Raw genomic sequence first — 17522 nt, forward strand, 5'->3', positions numbered from 1 at the left:
TGGACCTGACCAGGAGCGGAGAAGACATGCCGGGTGAGAAAGACAAGCCGGGTACGGAGGCCAGGCCGAGGACGGAAGGCAAGCCGGGTACGGAGGACAAGCCGAGTACGGAGGGCAAGCCAGGCACGGAGGACAAGCTCCGCCACTACCTGAAGCGCGTGACGGCGGATCTCGGGCAGACCCGTCAGCGCCTGCGCGACGTGGAGGAGCGGCAGCGGGAACCGATCGCCGTCGTCTCGATGGCCTGCCGGTACCCGGGCGGCGTCGCCTCACCGGAACAGCTCTGGGACCTCGTGGCCGCGCAGGGCGACGCGATCGAGGAGTTCCCGACCGACCGCGGCTGGGACGTGGCCGGCCTCTACCACCCGGACCCGGACCACCCCGGCACCACCTACGTGCGCGAAGCCGGATTCCTCCGGGACGCCGCCCGCTTCGACGCCGACTTCTTCGGCGTCAACCCGCGCGAGGCGCTCGCCGCCGACCCGCAGCAGCGCGTACTCCTCGAAGTGGCCTGGGAGCTGTTCGAGCGGGCGGGCATCGACCCGGGCACACTCAGGGACACGCTCACCGGCGTGTACGCAGGAGTGTCGAGCCAGGACCACATGTCGGGGGAGCAGGTGCCGCCGGAGGTCGAGGGGTACGCGACCACGGGCACCCTGGCCAGCGTCATCTCCGGCCGCATCGCGTACACCTTCGGCCTGGAGGGCCCGGCGGTGACGCTCGACACGGCGTGCTCGGCATCGCTGGTGGCCATCCACCTGGCCTGCCAGGCGCTGCGCCAAGGTGACTGCGGCCTGGCTCTGGCGGGCGGTGTGACCGTCCTGTCCACGCCGACGGCGTTCGTGGAGTTCTCGCGCCAGCGGGGCCTGGCGCCGGACGGCCGCTGCAAACCGTTCGCGGAGGCCGCCGACGGCACGGGATTCTCCGAGGGCGTCGGCCTGATCCTCCTGGAACGCCTTTCCGACGCTCGCCGCAACGGCCACCAAGTACTCGGCGTCGTCCGCGGATCCGCCGTCAACCAGGACGGCGCCAGCAACGGCCTCACCGCCCCCAACGACGTCGCCCAGGAACGCGTGATCCGCCAGGCCCTCGCCAGCGCCCGCGTCACGCCGGACGCCGTCGACGCCGTGGAGGCCCACGGCACCGGCACCACGCTCGGCGACCCCATCGAGGGCAACGCGCTCCTCGCCACGTACGGGAAGGACCGACCGGCGGACCGGCCGCTGTGGCTCGGCTCGGTGAAGTCGAACATCGGCCATACGCAGGCCGCCGCGGGCGTCGCCGGCGTCATCAAAATGGTGATGTCGATGCGCCACGGAGAGCTGCCCGCCTCCCTGCACATCGACCGTCCCACGCCCCACGTGGACTGGGAGGGCGGAGGAGTGCGGCTCCTCACCGCCCCCGTGCCGTGGCCCGAGACGGACCGCCCCCGCCGGGCGGGCGTCTCCTCCTTCGGCATCAGCGGCACCAACGCTCACCTGATCCTGGAACAGGCCCCCGCACCGCCCCCCGCCGAAGATCCCGGGCCCCGGCAGGATCTCGTGGTGCCGTGGCTCGTCTCGGCCCGCAGCCGGGAAGCGCTGCGGGAGCTGGGTCGCGCCCTCGCCGAACGGGCCGCTGCGACACCGGAGTTGAGTGCACCCGTCGACATCGGCTGGTCGCTGCTCCGTACGCGTGCGCTGCATGACCGTCGCGCCGTGGTCGTGGGCGCGGACCGCGCCGACTTGGTGGCCGGGCTTGAGGCACTCGCCGCGGAGGAGCCGCATCCGGCGCTGATAGGCCCGACTTCCGTGCCGGTCGGTGCCGGAAAGGACATGGTCTGGCTGTTCAGTGGTCAGGGCAGTCAGGTGGTGGGGATGGGTGCCGGGTTGTATGAGCGGTTCCCTGTGTTTGCCCAGGCCTTTGATGAGGTGTGCGGGCTGCTTGATGTGGAGTTGGGTGGTTCGGTCCGCGAAGTCGTCTTCGGGGGGCCGCGGGGGCGGTTGGATCACACGATGTGGGCGCAGGCGGGGTTGTTTGCGCTGCAGGTGGGTTTGGCGCGGTTGTGGGAGTCGGTGGGGGTTCGGCCGGATGTGGTGGTCGGGCATTCCATCGGGGAGATCGCGGCGGCGCATGTGGCGGGGGCCTTTGGGCTGGCGGATGCGTGCAAGGTGGTGGGTGCGCGGGCGCGGTTGATGGGTGCGTTGCCCGAGGGCGGTGCGATGTGCGCGGTGCAGGCCACGCCTGAGGAGCTGGCGGCGGACCTCGCGGGGTCGGGTGTGAGCTTCGCGGCGGTCAACACCCCGGACTCCACCGTCATTTCGGGTCCGGCGGATGCGGTCGAGAGGGTTGTTGCGCTGTGGCGGGATAAGGGGCGTAAGACCAAGGCGCTCTCGGTCAGCCACGCGTTTCACTCGGCCCTGATGGAGCCCATGCTCACGGACTTCACCGAGGCGATACGCGACGTCAAGTTCGCCGCACCCAAGGTCTCGCTGATCAGCAACGTCACGGGCCGGGAAGCCGGGTCCGAGATCACCGCTCCGGAGTACTGGGCCAAGCACGTGCGGCAACCCGTCCTCTTCCAGCCCGCCATCGCCGAAGTCGCCGACCGCGCGGGCGTGTTCGTGGAGCTGGGTCCCACACCCGTCCTGGCCACTGCCGCCCAACACACCCTCGACGTGGTCGCCGACCCTCAAGGCGGGTCCGAGCCCGTCGTCACCGCCTCCCTGCGCCACGCGGACCTGCCGGACGACGTCGCCTTCGCGCAGGCCATGGCGCGCCTCCACACGGCGGGGGTCACGGTCGACTGGTCCGGCTGGTTCCCGGCCGACCCTCCGCCCCGCACGGTCGACCTGCCCACTTACCCCTTCCAGGGGCGGCGCTTCTGGCTGGCGGACGTCGCGGTGCCCGGCGTCGCGTCCGTGGCGGACGGGGAAGAGGCCGGGTTCTGGGCAGCCGTCGAAGGCGCGGACGTCCAGGCCCTCTGCGACACCCTCCACCTCAAGGACGACGCGGACCGGGCCGCCCTGGAGACGGTGTTCCCGGCGCTGTCCGCGTGGCGGCGCGAGCGGCGGGACCGGTCGACCGTCGACGCCTGGCGGTACCGCGTCGACTGGCGGCGCGTGGACCTGCCGACACCCGCGCCGGGCGGCGGGGCCTGGCTGGTCCTCGCCCCCGAAGACGGTGCGGAGGCGTGGTCGCGTACGTGTGTCCGGGCGCTGGAGGAGACGGGCGCGCCGGTACGTCTCGTCGAGGTCGGGACGGGTGCCGGGCGCGCCGAGCCGGCCGACCTGAGCCGCTCGTGGCGGTCGACGGGCGCGGACGACGACGTACCGCTCGCCGGAGTGCTTTCCTTGCTGGCGCTCGCCGACGGCACGGACGCTGAAACCGACACCGACACCAACACCAACACCGACACCAACACCAACACCGACACCAACACGGACGCCCGACGCCGGTTCAGCGGCACCTCGGCCACCCTCACCCTGCTGCACGGTCTCCTCGACGTCGAAGCCGATGTGCCCCTCTGGTGTGCCACCCGGGGCGCCGTGTCGTGCGGTGACACCGACCCCGTCGTCTCTCCGGAACAGGCCGCCGTCTGGGGACTCGGCCGCGTGGCCGCCCTCGAACACCCGGAACTGTGGGGCGGACTGCTGGACCTGCCCGCCGACCCCGACACACTCGATCCCGCCGCGCTGTACGCGGTGCTGTGCGGGGGCAGCGGCGAGGACCAGGTCGCGCTGCGTCGCGGCGGCGCCTACGGCCGACGTCTGGTGCCCGACGCGCCGGTCGGCGACGAGGCGGCCGGAAGCTGGCGGCCGGAAGGCGCGGTCCTGGTGACGGGCGGCGTCGGCCGGCTGACGGAACAGGTCGTGCGGTGGCTCGCCGCGTCCGGCGCCGAGCACGTCGTACTCCTGGACACGGTCCCAGACGGCGATCACCTGAATAGCCAGGCCCACCAGGCCCACCAGGCCCACCAGGACGGCGGGCTCGCCGCCGAAGTAGCAGCCCAGGGCGTGCAGTTCACCGTTCTGACCGTCCCTTACGGAAGCCAGGCCCAGGTCCAGGCCCAGGTCCAGACCCAGGACCGCAGCCGCGCACTCGCCGAGCTCGCGGACGTACGCATCCAAACCGTCATCCACACCTCCCTGCCCGGCGAGCTCGCCCCCCTCGCCGAGGTCACGCCCGACGCCCTCGACGCAGCCACGGCCGCGGCCGCAGCCCTGGAGCTGGGCGATCTCGCGGCCGGTACCGGCTCCGGGCACGTCGACACCGTGCTGTACTTCTCCTCCGTCGCCGCCACGCTCGGCAGTAGGGAGCACGGCGCGTACGCCGCCGCCAACGCCTACCTCGACGCGCTCGCCCAGCGGCACGGCGATGGGGGCGAGGGACCTCGAACCGTCTCCGTCGGATGGGGCATCTGGGATCTGCCAAAGGACCCAAAGGACCCAAAGGACCGCGACCTGGCCCGCGACCTGGCCCGCGGTGCCGCCGGGCTCTCCCGGCGCCAGGGGCTGCCGCCCCTGGAACCCCGGCTGGCGCTCGGTGCGCTGCGCTCCGTGCTCGACGCGGGACGGGGGCACAGCCTGGTCGCCGACATCGAATGGGAGCGGTTCGCGCCGCTGTTCACCCTTGCCCGCCCGACCCGTCTGCTCGATGAGGTCCCCGCGGCCCGCCGCATCCTCGACGCCTCCTCGGACGGCGCCGAAAGCGCCGAAAGCGCCGAGAAGGCCTCCGCGCTGCGACGCGAGCTGGCCGCGCTGCCGGTGCGGGAGCGGAGCGGACGGCTCCTCGACGTGGTGCGCGAGCAGGTCGCCGGCGTGCTGCGGTACGAGCCGGGGCAGGAGGTGGAGCCGGAGAAGGCCTTCAAGGACCTGGGCTTCGACTCCCTCGTCGTGGTGGAGCTGCGCAACCGGCTGCGCGTCGCGACGGGGCTGCGGCTGCCCGCCACCCTGGTCTACGACTATCCGACGCCCCGCGCCCTCGCCGAACACCTGCTGGACAGGGTCCTGCCCGACGGTGGCGCGGGCGAACTCCCGGTGGCCGGGCACCTGGACGACCTGGAGGAGACCCTCGCCGGACTCGCCGTGGACGACCCCCGCCGCACGGGCCTGATCCGACGTCTCCAGACCCTGCTGTGGAAGCAGCCGAAGCAGCCGAAGCAGCTGGACTCCGCGGAGGCCCCCCTCCCCGCCGACGGCGAGGACGGACAGGGCGGCGAAGCGGACGACCTGTCGGCCGCGAGCGCCGACGACATGTTCGCGCTGATCGACCGCCAGTGGGGCACCCTGTGACGCGCGCCGCGGACCGGCACGGAACGGTCGACCTCGTGGAACGGGACGAGGAACTGGCCGCGCTGCGGAGCGCGTACGAGGATGCCGGGGACACCCGCGGCAGCGTGGTGGTGCTCAGCGGAGCGGTCGGCACCGGCAAGACCGCGCTGCTGCGGGCGTGGACCGAGCGGGTCGCGCCCGCCGTGCTCGTGCTGACCGCCAGGGCCTGCCGGGCCGAGCGCGAGCTGCCCCTGGGCATCCTGGAGCAATTGGTACGCGGCTGCCCGGAACTGCCGGCCGCGACGGCCGAACGTACGCTGGCGTGGTGTGACGAGGCCGCCGCCGCACCCCCGCCCCCACCCGTACTTCATGCACCCGCGCTGCGTGGGCTCTGTGAGGCGCTGCGCGGTCTGGTCGCCGAGCGGCCCGTCCTGATCGCCGTCGACGACGCGCACCACGCCGACGCGGCCTCGCTGCAATGCCTGCTGTACATGATGCGCAGGCTGCGCTCGGCGCGGCTCCATGTGCTGTTCACCGAGTACGTCCATCAGACGGCGGACAACGCGCTGCTCGGCAGCGAGTTCCCGCACGAGCCCGCGCTGCGGCGGATCCGCCTCGAGCCGTTGTCGAAGGCCGGGGTGGAAGCCGTGCTCGCGCGGCGACTCGACGAGGAAACGGCGGGGAACCTCACTCCGCTCGTCCACGGCATGAGCGCGGGCCATCCGCCCCTCGTCCACGCGCTGGCCGACGACCACCGGTCGGCGGGCGGCGCCGGCGAGGCGTTCGGGCGAGCGGTACTCGGCTTCCTCCACCGACACGAGGCGCCGGTGACCGAAGTCGCGCGTGCCGTCGCGGCGTTGGGGCAGCAGGCCGCACCCGCTCTGCTCGGCCGACTCCTCGACGTGGACGCGGCCTCCGTGGCCCGTGCCGTGCACCAGCTCACCGTCGCGGAGGTGCTGCACGAAGGGCGCCTGTGCCACCCGGCGTTCGGGTCGGCCGTCCTGGACGGAATGCCGACGGAGGAACGTCGCGCGCTGCATGGGCGGGTGGCGGCCCTCCTGCACGAGGAGGGCGCCCCGGCGGACGAGGTGGCCGCGCACCTCGTCGCCGCCGCCGACCGGTCGGACACGCCGTGGGCGGTTGCCGTGTTCGAGGAGGCGGCGCAACTCGCCCTGGAGAACGACGAAGTGGTGACGGGGGTGGAGTATCTGCGGGCCGCGTACCGGAGGTGCCGGGGCGCCGCGCAGCGGACCGCGGTCGTGAGTGCGCTCGCCGACGCGGAATGGCGCCTGGACCCCGCAAAAGTCCTCCACCATCTCCCTGCCCGAAGCTCAGTGTCAGTCCCCGCCCGAACCTCGGCGTCGGTCCCCACCCGAACCTCAGCCCCTGCCCCAGCCCCAGCCCGAACCTCAGCCCCAGCCCCCACCCCCGCGGCCCTCCCCACCCACCTCCTCTGGCACGGTCGTGTCGACGAAGGGCTGGATGCGATCTGTGCGCTCGCCGGGCCCAATCCGGGCGGCGCGCCCGCCATGAACGCCGCTGACCTCGACACGCCCTGGCTCTGGGGTGCCTACCTCTACCCCGGGCACGTGAAGGAGCGGCTCGGCTCCGGTGTGCTGGCCGCGCAGCGGTCGGCGCCGCCTGCCGTCACCCCCGAACTGCAGGGCGCGGGCACTCTGATGCAGGACCTGTTGCACGGCGGCGAGAGCGACCCCGCCGGTGTGGTCGACGCGGCCGAACGCTCCCTGAACCGCTACCGCCTCGGCCCTCGCACCGTCGCCGTCCACACCGCCGCCCTCGCCACGCTCACCTACCGCGACCGGCCGCACCGTGCCGCCGCCTGGTGCGACGGGCTCATCGCCCAGGCCGGCGAACGCAACAGCCCCACCTGGCAGGCCTGGTTCACCGCGTGGCGTGCCCTCATCCACCTGCGTCAGGGCGACCCGGCCGCGGCGCGACAGCGCGCCGCCACCGCGCTGGACATGCTCGGCCCCAAGGGCTGGGGCGCCGCGATCGGCCTTCCGCTGGCGGCCGCCGTGCAGGCCGCGTCGGCCGTCGGCGACGTCGACGGCGCGTCGGCCCTCCTCGAACGGCCCGTCGCCCCGGAGGTGTTCCAGACCCGCACAGGGCTGCATTACCTGGCGGCGCGCGGCCGCTACCACCTGGCCACCGGCTGCCACTACGCCGCCCTGTGCGACTTCTACGCCTGCGGTACGCGCATGAGCAGCTGGGGCGTCGACCTGCCCGCGCTGGAATCGTGGCGGCTCGGTGCCGCCGAGGCGTACCTCGCCCTCGGCGAGTCCCTCCTGGCCCGCCAACTCGTCGACGACCAGGTGACGTTGCCCGCTCCTGCCGACGGCCGCACCTGGGGCATGACGCTGCGGCTGCGGGCCGCCACGGCCCCTACCCCGGACCGCGTCGAGCTGCTCGACGAGGCCGTCGCCGTGCTCAGGGGCGCCGGTGACGTCTTCGAGCTGGCGCGGGCCGTGGCCGAGCAGAGTGCGGCCGTACGGGAGGCGGGAGAGACGGAGCGCGCGCGGCTGCTCGCCCGCAAGGCCCAGCTCCTGGCCCGGCGCTGGGGCAGCACGCCCCCCTCTCTGACCGGGCCCCCGCCCTCGGCCGGCCCCCTGCCCTCCGCCGTCCCCCCGCCACCGCCCCTTCCCGGCCACGCCGAACCGGACGCCGAGCTGACCGACGCCGAACGCCGCGTGGCCGAGTTGGCCGCCGACGGGTTCACCAACCGGGAGATCTCCCGCAAGCTGTATGTCACGGTCAGTACCGTCGAACAGCACCTGACCAGGATCTACCGGAAACTCGACGTCAAACGACTCGATCTGCAGGCCGTGCTGCTCTAGCGGGCCGCTCACCGGACAACAGCGGTACGCCGTACAGCTCTCCCGCCGTGCAACCTCACCGTCGCTCCGGCCGTCTTCCAGTCATGATCCTTGCGTCCGAAGACCCCGGTACATGGGTTCTGCCCGCACTGCTCCTGCTGGGGGCGGCCTTCGTCGCGCCTCTGGCCGGTGCGGTGCTCGCCGGACGCGTCGTCCTGCGCATCGCGCGATCCGCGGCCGCCGGTGACGTGTGGAGTGCGCTCACCCCCGGCACCTGGCTGCTCGCCGCGGGGGCGGGCGCGCTCGGCGCGGGGGTCCGGCTCTCCGCCGCCGTGTTCGACAGGCCCACCGCATGGGTCGGGACCGTGAGTCTCGTCTGCTGCTGCTTCGCCCTGGCCGCCGCGACGATGGCGGGGCTCACGGCAGTTCTCGACCGGCACCTCAGGGCGGTGCGCGTCACCCCCCGGTCTTCTTCCGCGCGCGGTACGCGGCGGCCTTGATCTTGTTGCCGCAGGACTCCATGCCGCACCACTGGCGCCGCATGCCGCGGGAGCGGTCGACGTAGACCCGGGTGCACTCGGGGTTGCCGCACTCCTTGAGCAACGGCACGTCCGGGCCGCCGAGCAGTTCGACGGCCTGGCGGGCCACGGTCGCAAGGGCCTGGTCGGGGGTCGCCTCGTTGTGCCGCCCGGCCAGGGCGAGCTGCGGTGTCACGGGGGTCCGGCGGGCCGCGGCGTTGAGCACGGCGAGCGCCTCGCGGTCGAAGCCCTCGCCGAGGCGGCGGTCCGTGAGGAGCCGGTAGACCGCCTCGCGCACGGTCGTCGCCGCCCGCACATCGCTCTCCTCCGCAGGCGTGATCGCGTCCACGAGCCCGGACTCCAGGTACCAGGCGTTGAGCCGCTCCGGCGTCACGAACATCTCGAACCGCGTGGAACGTCGCGCGCGGAGCGTGGCCGCGAAGTCGAGGGCCGGATGTCCGCAGACGAAGACGTGGTCGAGATTCACGTCACCATCCTGACAGGTGACCTCTGCGCCCCGCAACGAAGGTCACCCACGCGCCATCTACGCGTCTCACGTCGACAGCCGGAGCGTGTGCCCCGTCCACCGCCGCCGCAACCAGCGGTCATGGCTCGCGAGGACGATCGCTCCCAAACCGGGACCGTCACCGGAATCGGGGCCCGGCGCCATCGCCTCCTCCAGCTCGTCGCACAGGCGCGGCGAGAGATGGTTGGTCGGCTCGTCGAGCAGCAGCAGCCGAGGCGGACGGGCCACCAAAAGGGCGAGCGCGAGCCGTCGACGCTGCCCGACGGACAGGGTGCCGACGGGTTTGTCCAGGTCAGCCGCGTGGACCAGGCCCAGCGACGCCAGCGGTACCGCCTCGGCCCGCTCCGGCCCCAGCGCCAGCGCGTACGTGTCCCGAGCCGTACGGTCCGGCCGCTCGAACACCGTGTCCTGGGCCAGCAGGCCCACCGTCAGGTGCTCCCGTCGACGTACCACACCCTCGGCGGCCAGGTGTCCGGCGAGCACGGCGAGCAACGTCGACTTGCCCGCCCCGTTCGCCCCCGTCACCAGCAGCCGCTCGCCCGCCGCCACGTCCAGAGCGTCGAGCGCGAGCCGTCCGGGCACCCGGACGTGCCGCAGTGAGATCAGCGGCCGGGGGTCGTCCTCCACATGCTCAGTCGTTCGCTGCGCACTCAGCACTTCCGCCGCGAACCGCAGCGGCCGCGGCGGCGCGGCCACCTGGTCCCGCTCCAACTCCTCGAGGCGTCGCGTGGCGTTGCGCACCCGGCGGGAGATCTGGCTCTGCACCCGGCCCGCCCGATGGCCGTAACCCATCTTCTCGTTGTCGCGCGGCCCGCGGTCAGGCGCCACCCGGCGCGCGGTGACACCCGCCGAGTGCCGCAACGCCCGCAGTTCCTCCTGCTCATCGGCGTAACGCTGCTCCCATCGCGCCCGCTCGGCGCGCTTCTCGCTCACGTACGCCGAGTAGTTGCCGCCGTAGCGGACCGGTCCTTCGACCGACGGGTCGAGGTCGATCAGGTCGGTGCAGACGGCGTCGAGGAACGCGCGGTCGTGACTGGCGGCCACCACCGTGCCCGGCAGGTCGCGCAGCTGTTCCTCCAGGAAGGCGGCGGCGCCGTCGTCGAGGTGGTTGGTCGGCTCGTCGAGCAGCAGCGCGGTCGGCCGCCGTACGAGCAGCGCGGCCAGCGCGAGCCGGCCGCGCTGCCCGCCGGACAGCGAGCCGAGCGTACGGTCGTGCGCGAGCGCGCCCAGGCCGAGTCCGTCCAGGACCAGGGCCGCCCGGCGGTCGGCGTCCCAGGACTCGCGGTCCTGGGCCTGTTCGAGCCGCCTGCCGTAGACGTCGAGGAGTTCTCGATGGGCGGGCGTGTCCTCGGGGACGCGGGCGATCTCCTCGCTCAGCCGTCCGAGCTCCGCCAGGTCCTCGCGGGCTTCGCGCAGCGCGTCGTCGAGGACCGCGGCGATGGTCGAGCCCGTGTCGAAGGGCATCTCCTGGTGCAGGAAGCCGAGGTCGGCGGGGCGGACGACGCTGCCGGTGTCGGGCTCGTCCGCACCGGCGAGGACCCGCAACAGCGTGGACTTGCCGACACCGTTCTCGCCGATCAGGCCGATGCGGTGGCCGGGGGAGGCGGTCAGGGAGACGCCGTCGAGTACGCGACGGCCCCCGAAGTTGCGCACGATGTCATGGGCGAGCAGGGCGGGTTGGGGCCGAGTCGAGGGCTGGGGCTGGGGTTGGGGCTGGGGTTGGGACATGGGGCTCGTTCTCCCGTGTGTCAGGGGGGGCCGGGTGGTCGGCCCGCCGGGCGCGTCGCCTCGTACGGGCCGGGTCGCTCACCGGCGGCTCACACCGCGGGCGCTCCGGTCTCCCTGAGCACCCCGTCCGCCAGCCGCAGCCGGCGGTTCACCCCGATCTCGGCGAGGAAGCGCTCGTCGTGGCTGATCACGACGAAGGCGCCCTGGTACGAGTCGAGCGCGCTCTCCAGCTGGCCCGCGCTGACCAGGTCGAGGTTGTTGGTCGGCTCGTCGAGCAGCAGCAGCTGCGGCGCCGGTTCGGCGCAGAGCACGCAGGCGAGCGTGGCCCGCAGCCGCTCGCCGCCGGAGAGGACGCCGACGGGCAGATGGGCCCGCCGGCCCCGGAAGAGGAAGCGGGCGAGCAGGTTCATCCGCTCCGCCTCGGGCCGCTCGGGGGCGGCCGCGGCGAAGTTCTCCGCCACGGTGCGCTCCGGATCCAGCAGGTCGAGGCGCTGCGAGAGGTACGCGATGCGGCCGTCGTTGCGCTTGATCTCGCCCTCGTCCGGGGCGAGATCGCCGGTGATGAGCCGCAACAGGGTGGTTTTACCGGCGCCGTTGGGCCCGGTCAGCGCGATGCGCTCGGGGCCGCGAATGGTCAGGCCGACACCGCCTTCGGCGAACACCGCCCGGCCGGCGTGCCGGACCTGCAGGCCCTCGCCGAGGAAGAGGTTGCGTCCGGCCGGGACCCGGGTGTCGGGCAGTTCGAGGGTGATGCGCTGCTCGTCGCGGAGCGCGCGCCCGGCCTCGTCGAGGCGGGCCTTGGCCTCGCTGACCCGGGTCGCGTGCATCTGGCCCGCCCGGCCCGCGGACTCCTGCGCGCCCCGCTTCATGTTGCCGGCGAAGATGCGGGGCAGACCGGCGCTCTTGAGGTTGCGGGCGGCGTTGCTCTGCCGCCGGTCGGCCCGCTCGCGGGCCTGCTGCAGCTCGCGCTTCTCGCGCTTCAGCTCCTGCTCCGCGTTGCGGACGTTCTTCTCGGCGACCTCCTGCTCGGCGCGCACGGCTTCCTCGTACGCGCTGAAGTTCCCGCCGTAGAAGCGCAGTTCGTCGCCGCTGAGTTCGGCGATGCGCTCCATGCGGTCGAGCAGCGGACGGTCGTGGCTGACCAGGAGCAGGCAGCCGGTGAAGCTCTCCAGCACGTCGTAGAGCTTGTGCCGGGCCTCCAGATCGAGGTTGTTGGTCGGCTCGTCGAGGAGCAGTACGTCGGGGCGCTTGAGGAGTTGGGCGGCGAGGCCGAGGGAGACGATCTGGCCGCCGCTGAGCGTGCTCAGGCGACGGTCGAGGTCGAGCCCGGCGAGCCCGAGGCGGTCGAGCTGGGCGCGGGTGCGCTCCTCGATGTCCCAGTCGTCGCCGATGGTGGTGAAGTGCTCCTCGCTCACGTCCCCCGACTCGACGGCGTTCAGGGCCTGGATGACGGGGGCGACGCCCAGCACCTCGGCGACCGTGAGGGTGCCGGTCAGGGGGAGGCTCTGCGGGAGGTGGCCGAGCGTGCCGTTGACCGAGACCGAGCCGGTGGCGGGCCTGAGCTCGCCCGCGATCAGCTTGAGCAGGGTGCTCTTGCCGGAGCCGTTGGGGGCGACCAGGCCGGTGCGGCCGGAGGTCAGCGTGAAGGAGAGGTCGCTCAGGACCGGGGTGTCGTCGGGCCAGGCGAAGGAGAGGTTCGAGCAGGTGATGGCGGCGTCGGACATGGAGGAAACCTCGAGGTGTCGACAGGGCAGACAGAGCTCTGCCCCGGGCAGGGTGGGAAAGGAAGGAACGACGAACAGGGCCACGGCAGCAGCGCACCTACGGCGCCGGCCGGTGGCCTGTCACTTCCGGATCTCATCCGGAGATGTCGTCTTCACCCACCACGTCTGCGACTCCTCGATCAATCAGGTCCCGGGAATCAGGTCCAGGTCTTTCGGAGCGTAGCAGGTGCCGAATCCCGTCACGCTCCGACCGGACACACGCCTGGCCCTCGTGGCGCGTCACCGGTTAGAGTGGTGACGTACGCACACGGTGAAGTCGAAGTGGAGATCCCCATGGGCAAGGAACTCACCAGCACGACCACTGCCGTCGGTGCCGCCGTCGGCCCTGCCGACGCGGTACGCCGCGAGCGCTTCGGCCACCTCCCCGAGCGCATCCGCTTCGAGGACATGACCGAAGGCGCATCCGTCGGCCGCAGTGGCACCGAGCCCGGCGCCTACCACCCCGAGGGCTCGTGGAAGTACTACTCGTGCCTGGCGCTCGACCTCGGGCTGTGACCGCCCTGTCCGAGCACCCTCAGTCGGGCCACTCCCACTCCATCCCGTAGACCCCTGGCCTGCAGTGCGTGGGCAGCAGGTGGGTCGTGTGGAAGGCGTCGAGTGCGGTGCGTCGGCGGTGGCGGGGCTCGGCGCCGATCTGCTCGCGCTGATAGCTCCAGCAGCCGGCGGGCAGCGCCAGGGGATGGAAGCGCACGTGCAGCAGGTAGGCCCGCAGGGGCGTGGTGACACGGCGCTCGTGCTGGTAGGAGACGTCCGACGCGGCCCGGAGCGTGTACGCGACCACCGCGGTCTCGGTCCTGGCCAGTTGCCGCCCGAGCGGAATGTCGGCCGCCACGCACCCGAGCTCCGGCAGGAAGCGGCTGCGCGGCGGCGGCCCGTAGGGGACGGCGAGGTCGACCGTCCCCGCCTTCGGCGAGTCGAGGAAGTGGACGACGGTCAGGTGCTCGACCGCGTCACGGACGGCCTGCACCACGGTCGTGATCGACGTCTCATGGATGGAACGGTGCTCGTCCAGGCACACCGTCTCCTGGACGGTCAGCGGCCGTAGCCCCTCGTTGAACTGCGGGAACGCGTCACCGAGAGCCTGTTCCACGTCCGAGTTCTCGCCGTAGACCGTGCGGGCGACGGTCGGGTCGACCGGTGGGGGGCCGCCTCGGGGCCGGTGCGGGCCAAGCAGTGAGCGCAGCGCTCCCGCGGGCAGGTTGAGGAGCGGCTCCAACGCGTCGACGGCGCGCAGGGACTGGGCGCGCTCCGGCTGGCTGCGCCCGCGCTGCCAGTGGCTCAGCGTGGCGAGGCTGATGCTGATCTGCTGGGCCCTGAGGTGGTCGCGTATGCGTTCCAGGGGCAGCCCGCGCTGCTGCAGGGCCCGGCGGAACACGGTCGCGAAGGTCGTATCGGGCCCTTCGGCGTTCGTGCGGGACCCTGCGGTGTTCCTATCGGGCCCTTCGGTGTGGGGGGTGTTCGGCATGGCGTCTTTCGGCGGGCGGGAGTCCTCGCCCCGATGAGGGTGGCTCAACGGCGGTTTCAGGCCACACAGGCGACCAGGGGCCGCCCACCTTAGCCGGTGGACGGCCCCTGGTCTTCCCTCGAAGTCAGGTCAGTTGGTGTTGAGCGTAAGACCGTAGTACGAGAGGGCGTCGTCGAGCGGCTGGAAGTAGGACGAACCGCGCGAGTTCACACCCCCGGTGCACTGCTGGTTCACCGGGCCGCCGGAGGTCATGCCCTGGGCCTGGTTGCCGGAGATGTACGCACCGCCGCTGTCGCCGCCCTCGGTGCAGACGCTGGAGGTGGCGAGACCCGTGACGACCGTGTCGGGGCCGCCGTTCTGGTCGACGTAGGTGACGGAGACGTTGTACGAACCGACCTTGCCGCACGTCCACCCGGTGGTCGCGCCGGACTTGCAGAGCGCGGCACCGGACGAGGCGCGGCGGCTGCCGTTCACGGCGACGTTGCCGGCCTGGCCCCAGGTGCCGACCTGGGTCGTGATCGAGTGGCCGGAGTTGATGGCGGCGACACCCATGTCGCGGCTGTTGGTGCCGACCGCGAAGCGGGTGTGGGTGCCCTTGGCGAACGCGGTGCCGCCGTAGCGCAGGGTGGGCAGGCCCTCGACGCAGTGGCCCGCGGTGACGAGGTACTGCTTGCCGGACCGGTCGCGGGCGCCGTAACCGACGGAACACCAGCCGTTGGTGTCGTTGATCGTCATCTTGCTGCCGGGGGCGATCGCGGCCTGCGGGGCGCGCTTCTCCTGGTCCCGGACGATCTTGACGGCGGAGCCGTACGTCCTGGCCTTGGCGAGGAACGCCTTCGCGGCCGCCCCGCGCTCGCTGTTGACCTTGACGGTGACCTTGTCCGACGCCAGGTCCACGGACCAGTCGACGACACCGGCGGGGGCGCGCCGGGTGGCCGCCGCGTCGAGCCCCGCCTTGATCTCGTCGAGCCTGTCCTGGCCGCGGGCCGGCACGCGGGCGTCGAGGCCGGCCTTCTCGATGGCGGTGACATCGGCCTTGTCGTCGGCGTTGACGGTCAGCCTGCCGGAGGCGTCGAAGAACGCCCCGTCCCCGGATATCCCGCTTTTCCTCAGTTCGGCCAGCCGGGCCTCCTGGGCGTCCTGCCGGTCGAGCCGCTCGACCGCGGCTTTCTCGCTCACACCGAGCGACGCGGCGAGCGCCCGCACCATCTCCGGCTGATAGCGCGCGGCCGGAGCGGAGTCCTTCACCGGCGCCTGTGCCTGCGCCGTGGCCTGGGTTCCCACAACCACTGACGCCGAGAGCAGAGCGGCCACGGCGGCGAATCTGTATCTACGAGATTGCGACACACTGATTCCTTCCGAATGGCAGGCAGGAACTCTCCTTAAAAGGGAAATGGGGGGTGGGTTCCTGCCTGGCGGCGAGCGTGGGGCTCGCCGCGGCATGAACTCTGGCCCAGTGATCAGTCCTTCAACAAGGTCTGTGACAAGGGCAGCTTTTAACAGAACATCAAGGGAACTGTTAAAACCGCACACTTCCGCACGGGCTATTACGGGCGGGAATGACCGACGGCCTCCGGCGTGATCTTGGCCGGATCCAGACCCACCACGGCCAGCTCCTCCGGGTGCAGCGGGGGAGCTGTCAGCTCAGGCAGCCGTTCGTCGGCGCGCATCGCCATGAGGAAGCGGTTGGAGCCCAGTTCGGTCTGCGGCGCGTTGAGGCTCATCACGTCCGTGACGATCTCGGACGCCTTGGGGGAGCGGATCGACGCGGCCGTGATGGCCTCGGCGAAGCGCAGACGCTGCTCCGTGTCGACCCCGATGAGGCGCGGGTCCGTCCCCGACACCCGGCAGTTGACGTAGTCGATGTCCTTGGTCGCGGCCAGGATCCACGGGTCGTCGACGGCCGCGCCGATCGCTTTCTGGAGGCGGAGCGCGGACCCCGTGCCGCCTTGCGGGTCCTTCCGGAACTCGCGGTCGATCGTGTCGGCGCAGCGCGCGGCCGAGCTCATCCCGTGTCCGTAGATCGGGTTGAACGCGGTCAGCGAGTCGCCGATGACGAGCAGCCCGTCGGGCCACTCGGCGAGGCGCTCCGGATACAGGCGACGGTTCGCGCCGGAACGGGAGCCGAAGACGGGGGTGAGCGGCTCCGCGTCGCGCAGGAGCTCGGCGAGGATCGGATGGCTCAGGTTCTCCGCGAAGGGCAAGAACTCGGCCTCGCTGGACGGCAGTTGTGCGCCTCTCGTGCAGGACAGCGTCGCCAGCCAGCGGCCGCCCTCGATGGGGTAGACCACACCGAACCGGCCGGGCTCGCGGACGCGGTCGTCGGCGGCGATGTTGACGGCGGGGAAGTGGGTCGTCGCGCCGGGCGGAGCGGTGAAGAGGCGGGTCGCGTAGGCGACGCCCGCGTCCACCACGTCCTCCTCCAGTGCGGGCACGCCGAGCGCCGACAGCCACTGCTTGAGGCGGGAGCCGCGGCCGGTGGCGTCGATCACCAGGTCGGCTTCGAGTGTCTCCTGCGTACCGCCGTCCACATCGCGCACCACGACACCGGTGACCCGGCTCCCGCCGCCCGAGAGCTCGACGGCCTCGGTGCGCTGCCGCACGATGATGTTCGCGGGGGCCAGGGCCTGTTGACGTACCGTCAGGTCGAGCAGCGGGCGGCTGGCCACCAGCGCGAACTGGGTGGCCGGGAAGCGGTGCTGCCACCCCTGCCCCGTCAGGGTCACCAGGTCCTCGGGGAAGCCGAGGCGGCGCGCACCGGCCGCGAGGAGGCGGTCGGTGGTGCCGGGCAGCATCTCCTCGATGAGTCGGGCGCCGTTGGACCACAGCAGGTGGGCGTGGCGGCCCTGCGGCACCCCCTTGCGGTGCCGGGGCTCCTCGGGCAGGGCGTCGCGTTCCACGACGGTGACGGCGTCGACGTGACGGGCCAGGACGTGGGCGGCGAGGGTGCCCGCCATGCTGGCGCCCAGCACGACGGCGTGTGCGGGTCGGGTGGTGGTCACGCGCGGATCCCTTCGGGGTGGTTGGTGTCGGCGGGCCCGTCCATGGTCACGTCGGTGACTCCCCAGAACGCCTGGACCCGGCGGCCGAGCCCGTTCTCGTCGAGTTCGACGATCCCGACGATGCGGAACGTCATCGGCCGCGGCCGCTGCACGGTGACCGTCGTCGGCGTGACCACGAAACGGTCGTCCATCGAGGTCATCGGCGGCTCGGGCACCTCGTGCGTACCGCAGGAGACGGCCAGTTCGAGATGCCTGCGGAGGTCGTCCTTGCCCACCATCGGCGGCCGCCCCACGGGGTCCTCGAAGACGATGTCGTCCGTGAACAGGTCGAGGACACCCTCGATGTCACCGGCGTTGATCCGCCGGGCGTAGTCGATGGCCATCTGCTTGCGCGCGGCCTCGTCGGGCATGGC

Annotated in this window: 11 protein-coding genes; 4 read left to right on the plus strand and 7 right to left on the minus strand. The window is 72.4% G+C overall.

What is annotated here, in order from left to right; genetic code table 11:
• Positions 1–26: 26 nt before the first annotated feature.
• The 3 genes from DEJ49_RS32130 to DEJ49_RS32140 all read left to right on the plus strand — a co-directional run bounded on the left by DEJ49_RS32130 (position 27) and on the right by DEJ49_RS32140 (position 8586).
• Entirely contained in the window at positions 27–5273 is a 5247-nt protein-coding gene (locus DEJ49_RS32130; RefSeq protein WP_150187356.1) for a type I polyketide synthase, read from the plus strand.
• Positions 5270–8107 (plus strand): helix-turn-helix transcriptional regulator, encoded by a 2838-nt coding sequence (locus tag DEJ49_RS32135; RefSeq protein ID WP_190329508.1) that lies wholly within the window; start codon positions 5270–5272, stop codon positions 8105–8107. The genes DEJ49_RS32130 and DEJ49_RS32135 overlap by 4 nt, the downstream gene beginning before the upstream one ends.
• Before the next feature lie 83 nt (positions 8108–8190).
• Positions 8191–8586, plus strand: a complete 396-nt coding sequence (locus DEJ49_RS32140) for a hypothetical protein (protein ID WP_150187358.1) — start codon at positions 8191–8193, stop codon at positions 8584–8586.
• On the opposite strand, the gene DEJ49_RS32145 is transcribed toward DEJ49_RS32140, so the two are convergent.
• From DEJ49_RS32145 to abc-f, 3 genes are all read right to left on the minus strand, one after another.
• Positions 8543–9091, minus strand: coding sequence for a CGNR zinc finger domain-containing protein (locus DEJ49_RS32145; protein ID WP_150187359.1), 549 nt, complete (start codon positions 9089–9091; stop codon positions 8543–8545). The genes DEJ49_RS32140 and DEJ49_RS32145 overlap by 44 nt on opposite strands.
• A 66-nt stretch (positions 9092–9157) precedes the next feature.
• Entirely contained in the window at positions 9158–10858 is a 1701-nt protein-coding gene (locus DEJ49_RS32150) for an ABC-F family ATP-binding cassette domain-containing protein (RefSeq protein WP_150187360.1), read from the minus strand.
• Between the two features lie 89 nt (positions 10859–10947).
• Positions 10948–12582: a ribosomal protection-like ABC-F family protein gene (abc-f, locus tag DEJ49_RS32155; RefSeq protein ID WP_150187361.1), complete on the minus strand. Its 1635-nt coding sequence runs from the start codon at positions 12580–12582 to the stop codon at positions 10948–10950.
• 333 nt (positions 12583–12915) lie between these two features.
• On the opposite strand from abc-f, the gene DEJ49_RS32160 reads away from it, so the two are divergent.
• Positions 12916–13137, plus strand: coding sequence for a hypothetical protein (locus DEJ49_RS32160; RefSeq protein ID WP_150187362.1), 222 nt, complete (start codon positions 12916–12918; stop codon positions 13135–13137).
• A gap of 19 nt (positions 13138–13156) precedes the next feature.
• Here the strand turns inward: DEJ49_RS32160 and DEJ49_RS32165 are convergent, their stop codons facing one another.
• The 4 genes from DEJ49_RS32165 to DEJ49_RS32180 all read right to left on the minus strand — a co-directional run bounded on the left by DEJ49_RS32165 (position 13157) and on the right by DEJ49_RS32180 (position 17519).
• Complete coding sequence (locus DEJ49_RS32165; RefSeq protein WP_223833066.1) at positions 13157–14107, minus strand: hypothetical protein; 951 nt, start codon at positions 14105–14107, stop codon at positions 13157–13159.
• A 129-nt stretch (positions 14108–14236) separates the two neighbouring features.
• Complete coding sequence (locus DEJ49_RS32170) at positions 14237–15454, minus strand: S1 family peptidase (protein ID WP_150187363.1); 1218 nt, start codon at positions 15452–15454, stop codon at positions 14237–14239.
• Between the two features lie 200 nt (positions 15455–15654).
• A complete protein-coding gene (locus tag DEJ49_RS32175) occupies positions 15655–17109 on the minus strand; it encodes an NAD(P)/FAD-dependent oxidoreductase (RefSeq protein ID WP_150187364.1) in 1455 nt (484 codons plus the stop codon).
• Positions 17106–17519 carry a nuclear transport factor 2 family protein gene (locus tag DEJ49_RS32180; RefSeq protein WP_150187365.1) on the minus strand — a complete coding sequence of 138 codons (414 nt, stop codon included), beginning with the start codon at positions 17517–17519 and terminating at the stop codon, positions 17106–17108. The genes DEJ49_RS32175 and DEJ49_RS32180 overlap by 4 nt, the downstream gene beginning before the upstream one ends.
• Between the last annotated feature and the right edge of the window lie 3 nt (positions 17520–17522).

Origin of the sequence: Streptomyces venezuelae (genome assembly GCF_008642335.1) — a bacterium.
GTDB classification, from domain to species: Bacteria; Actinomycetota; Actinomycetes; order Streptomycetales; family Streptomycetaceae; genus Streptomyces; species Streptomyces venezuelae_F.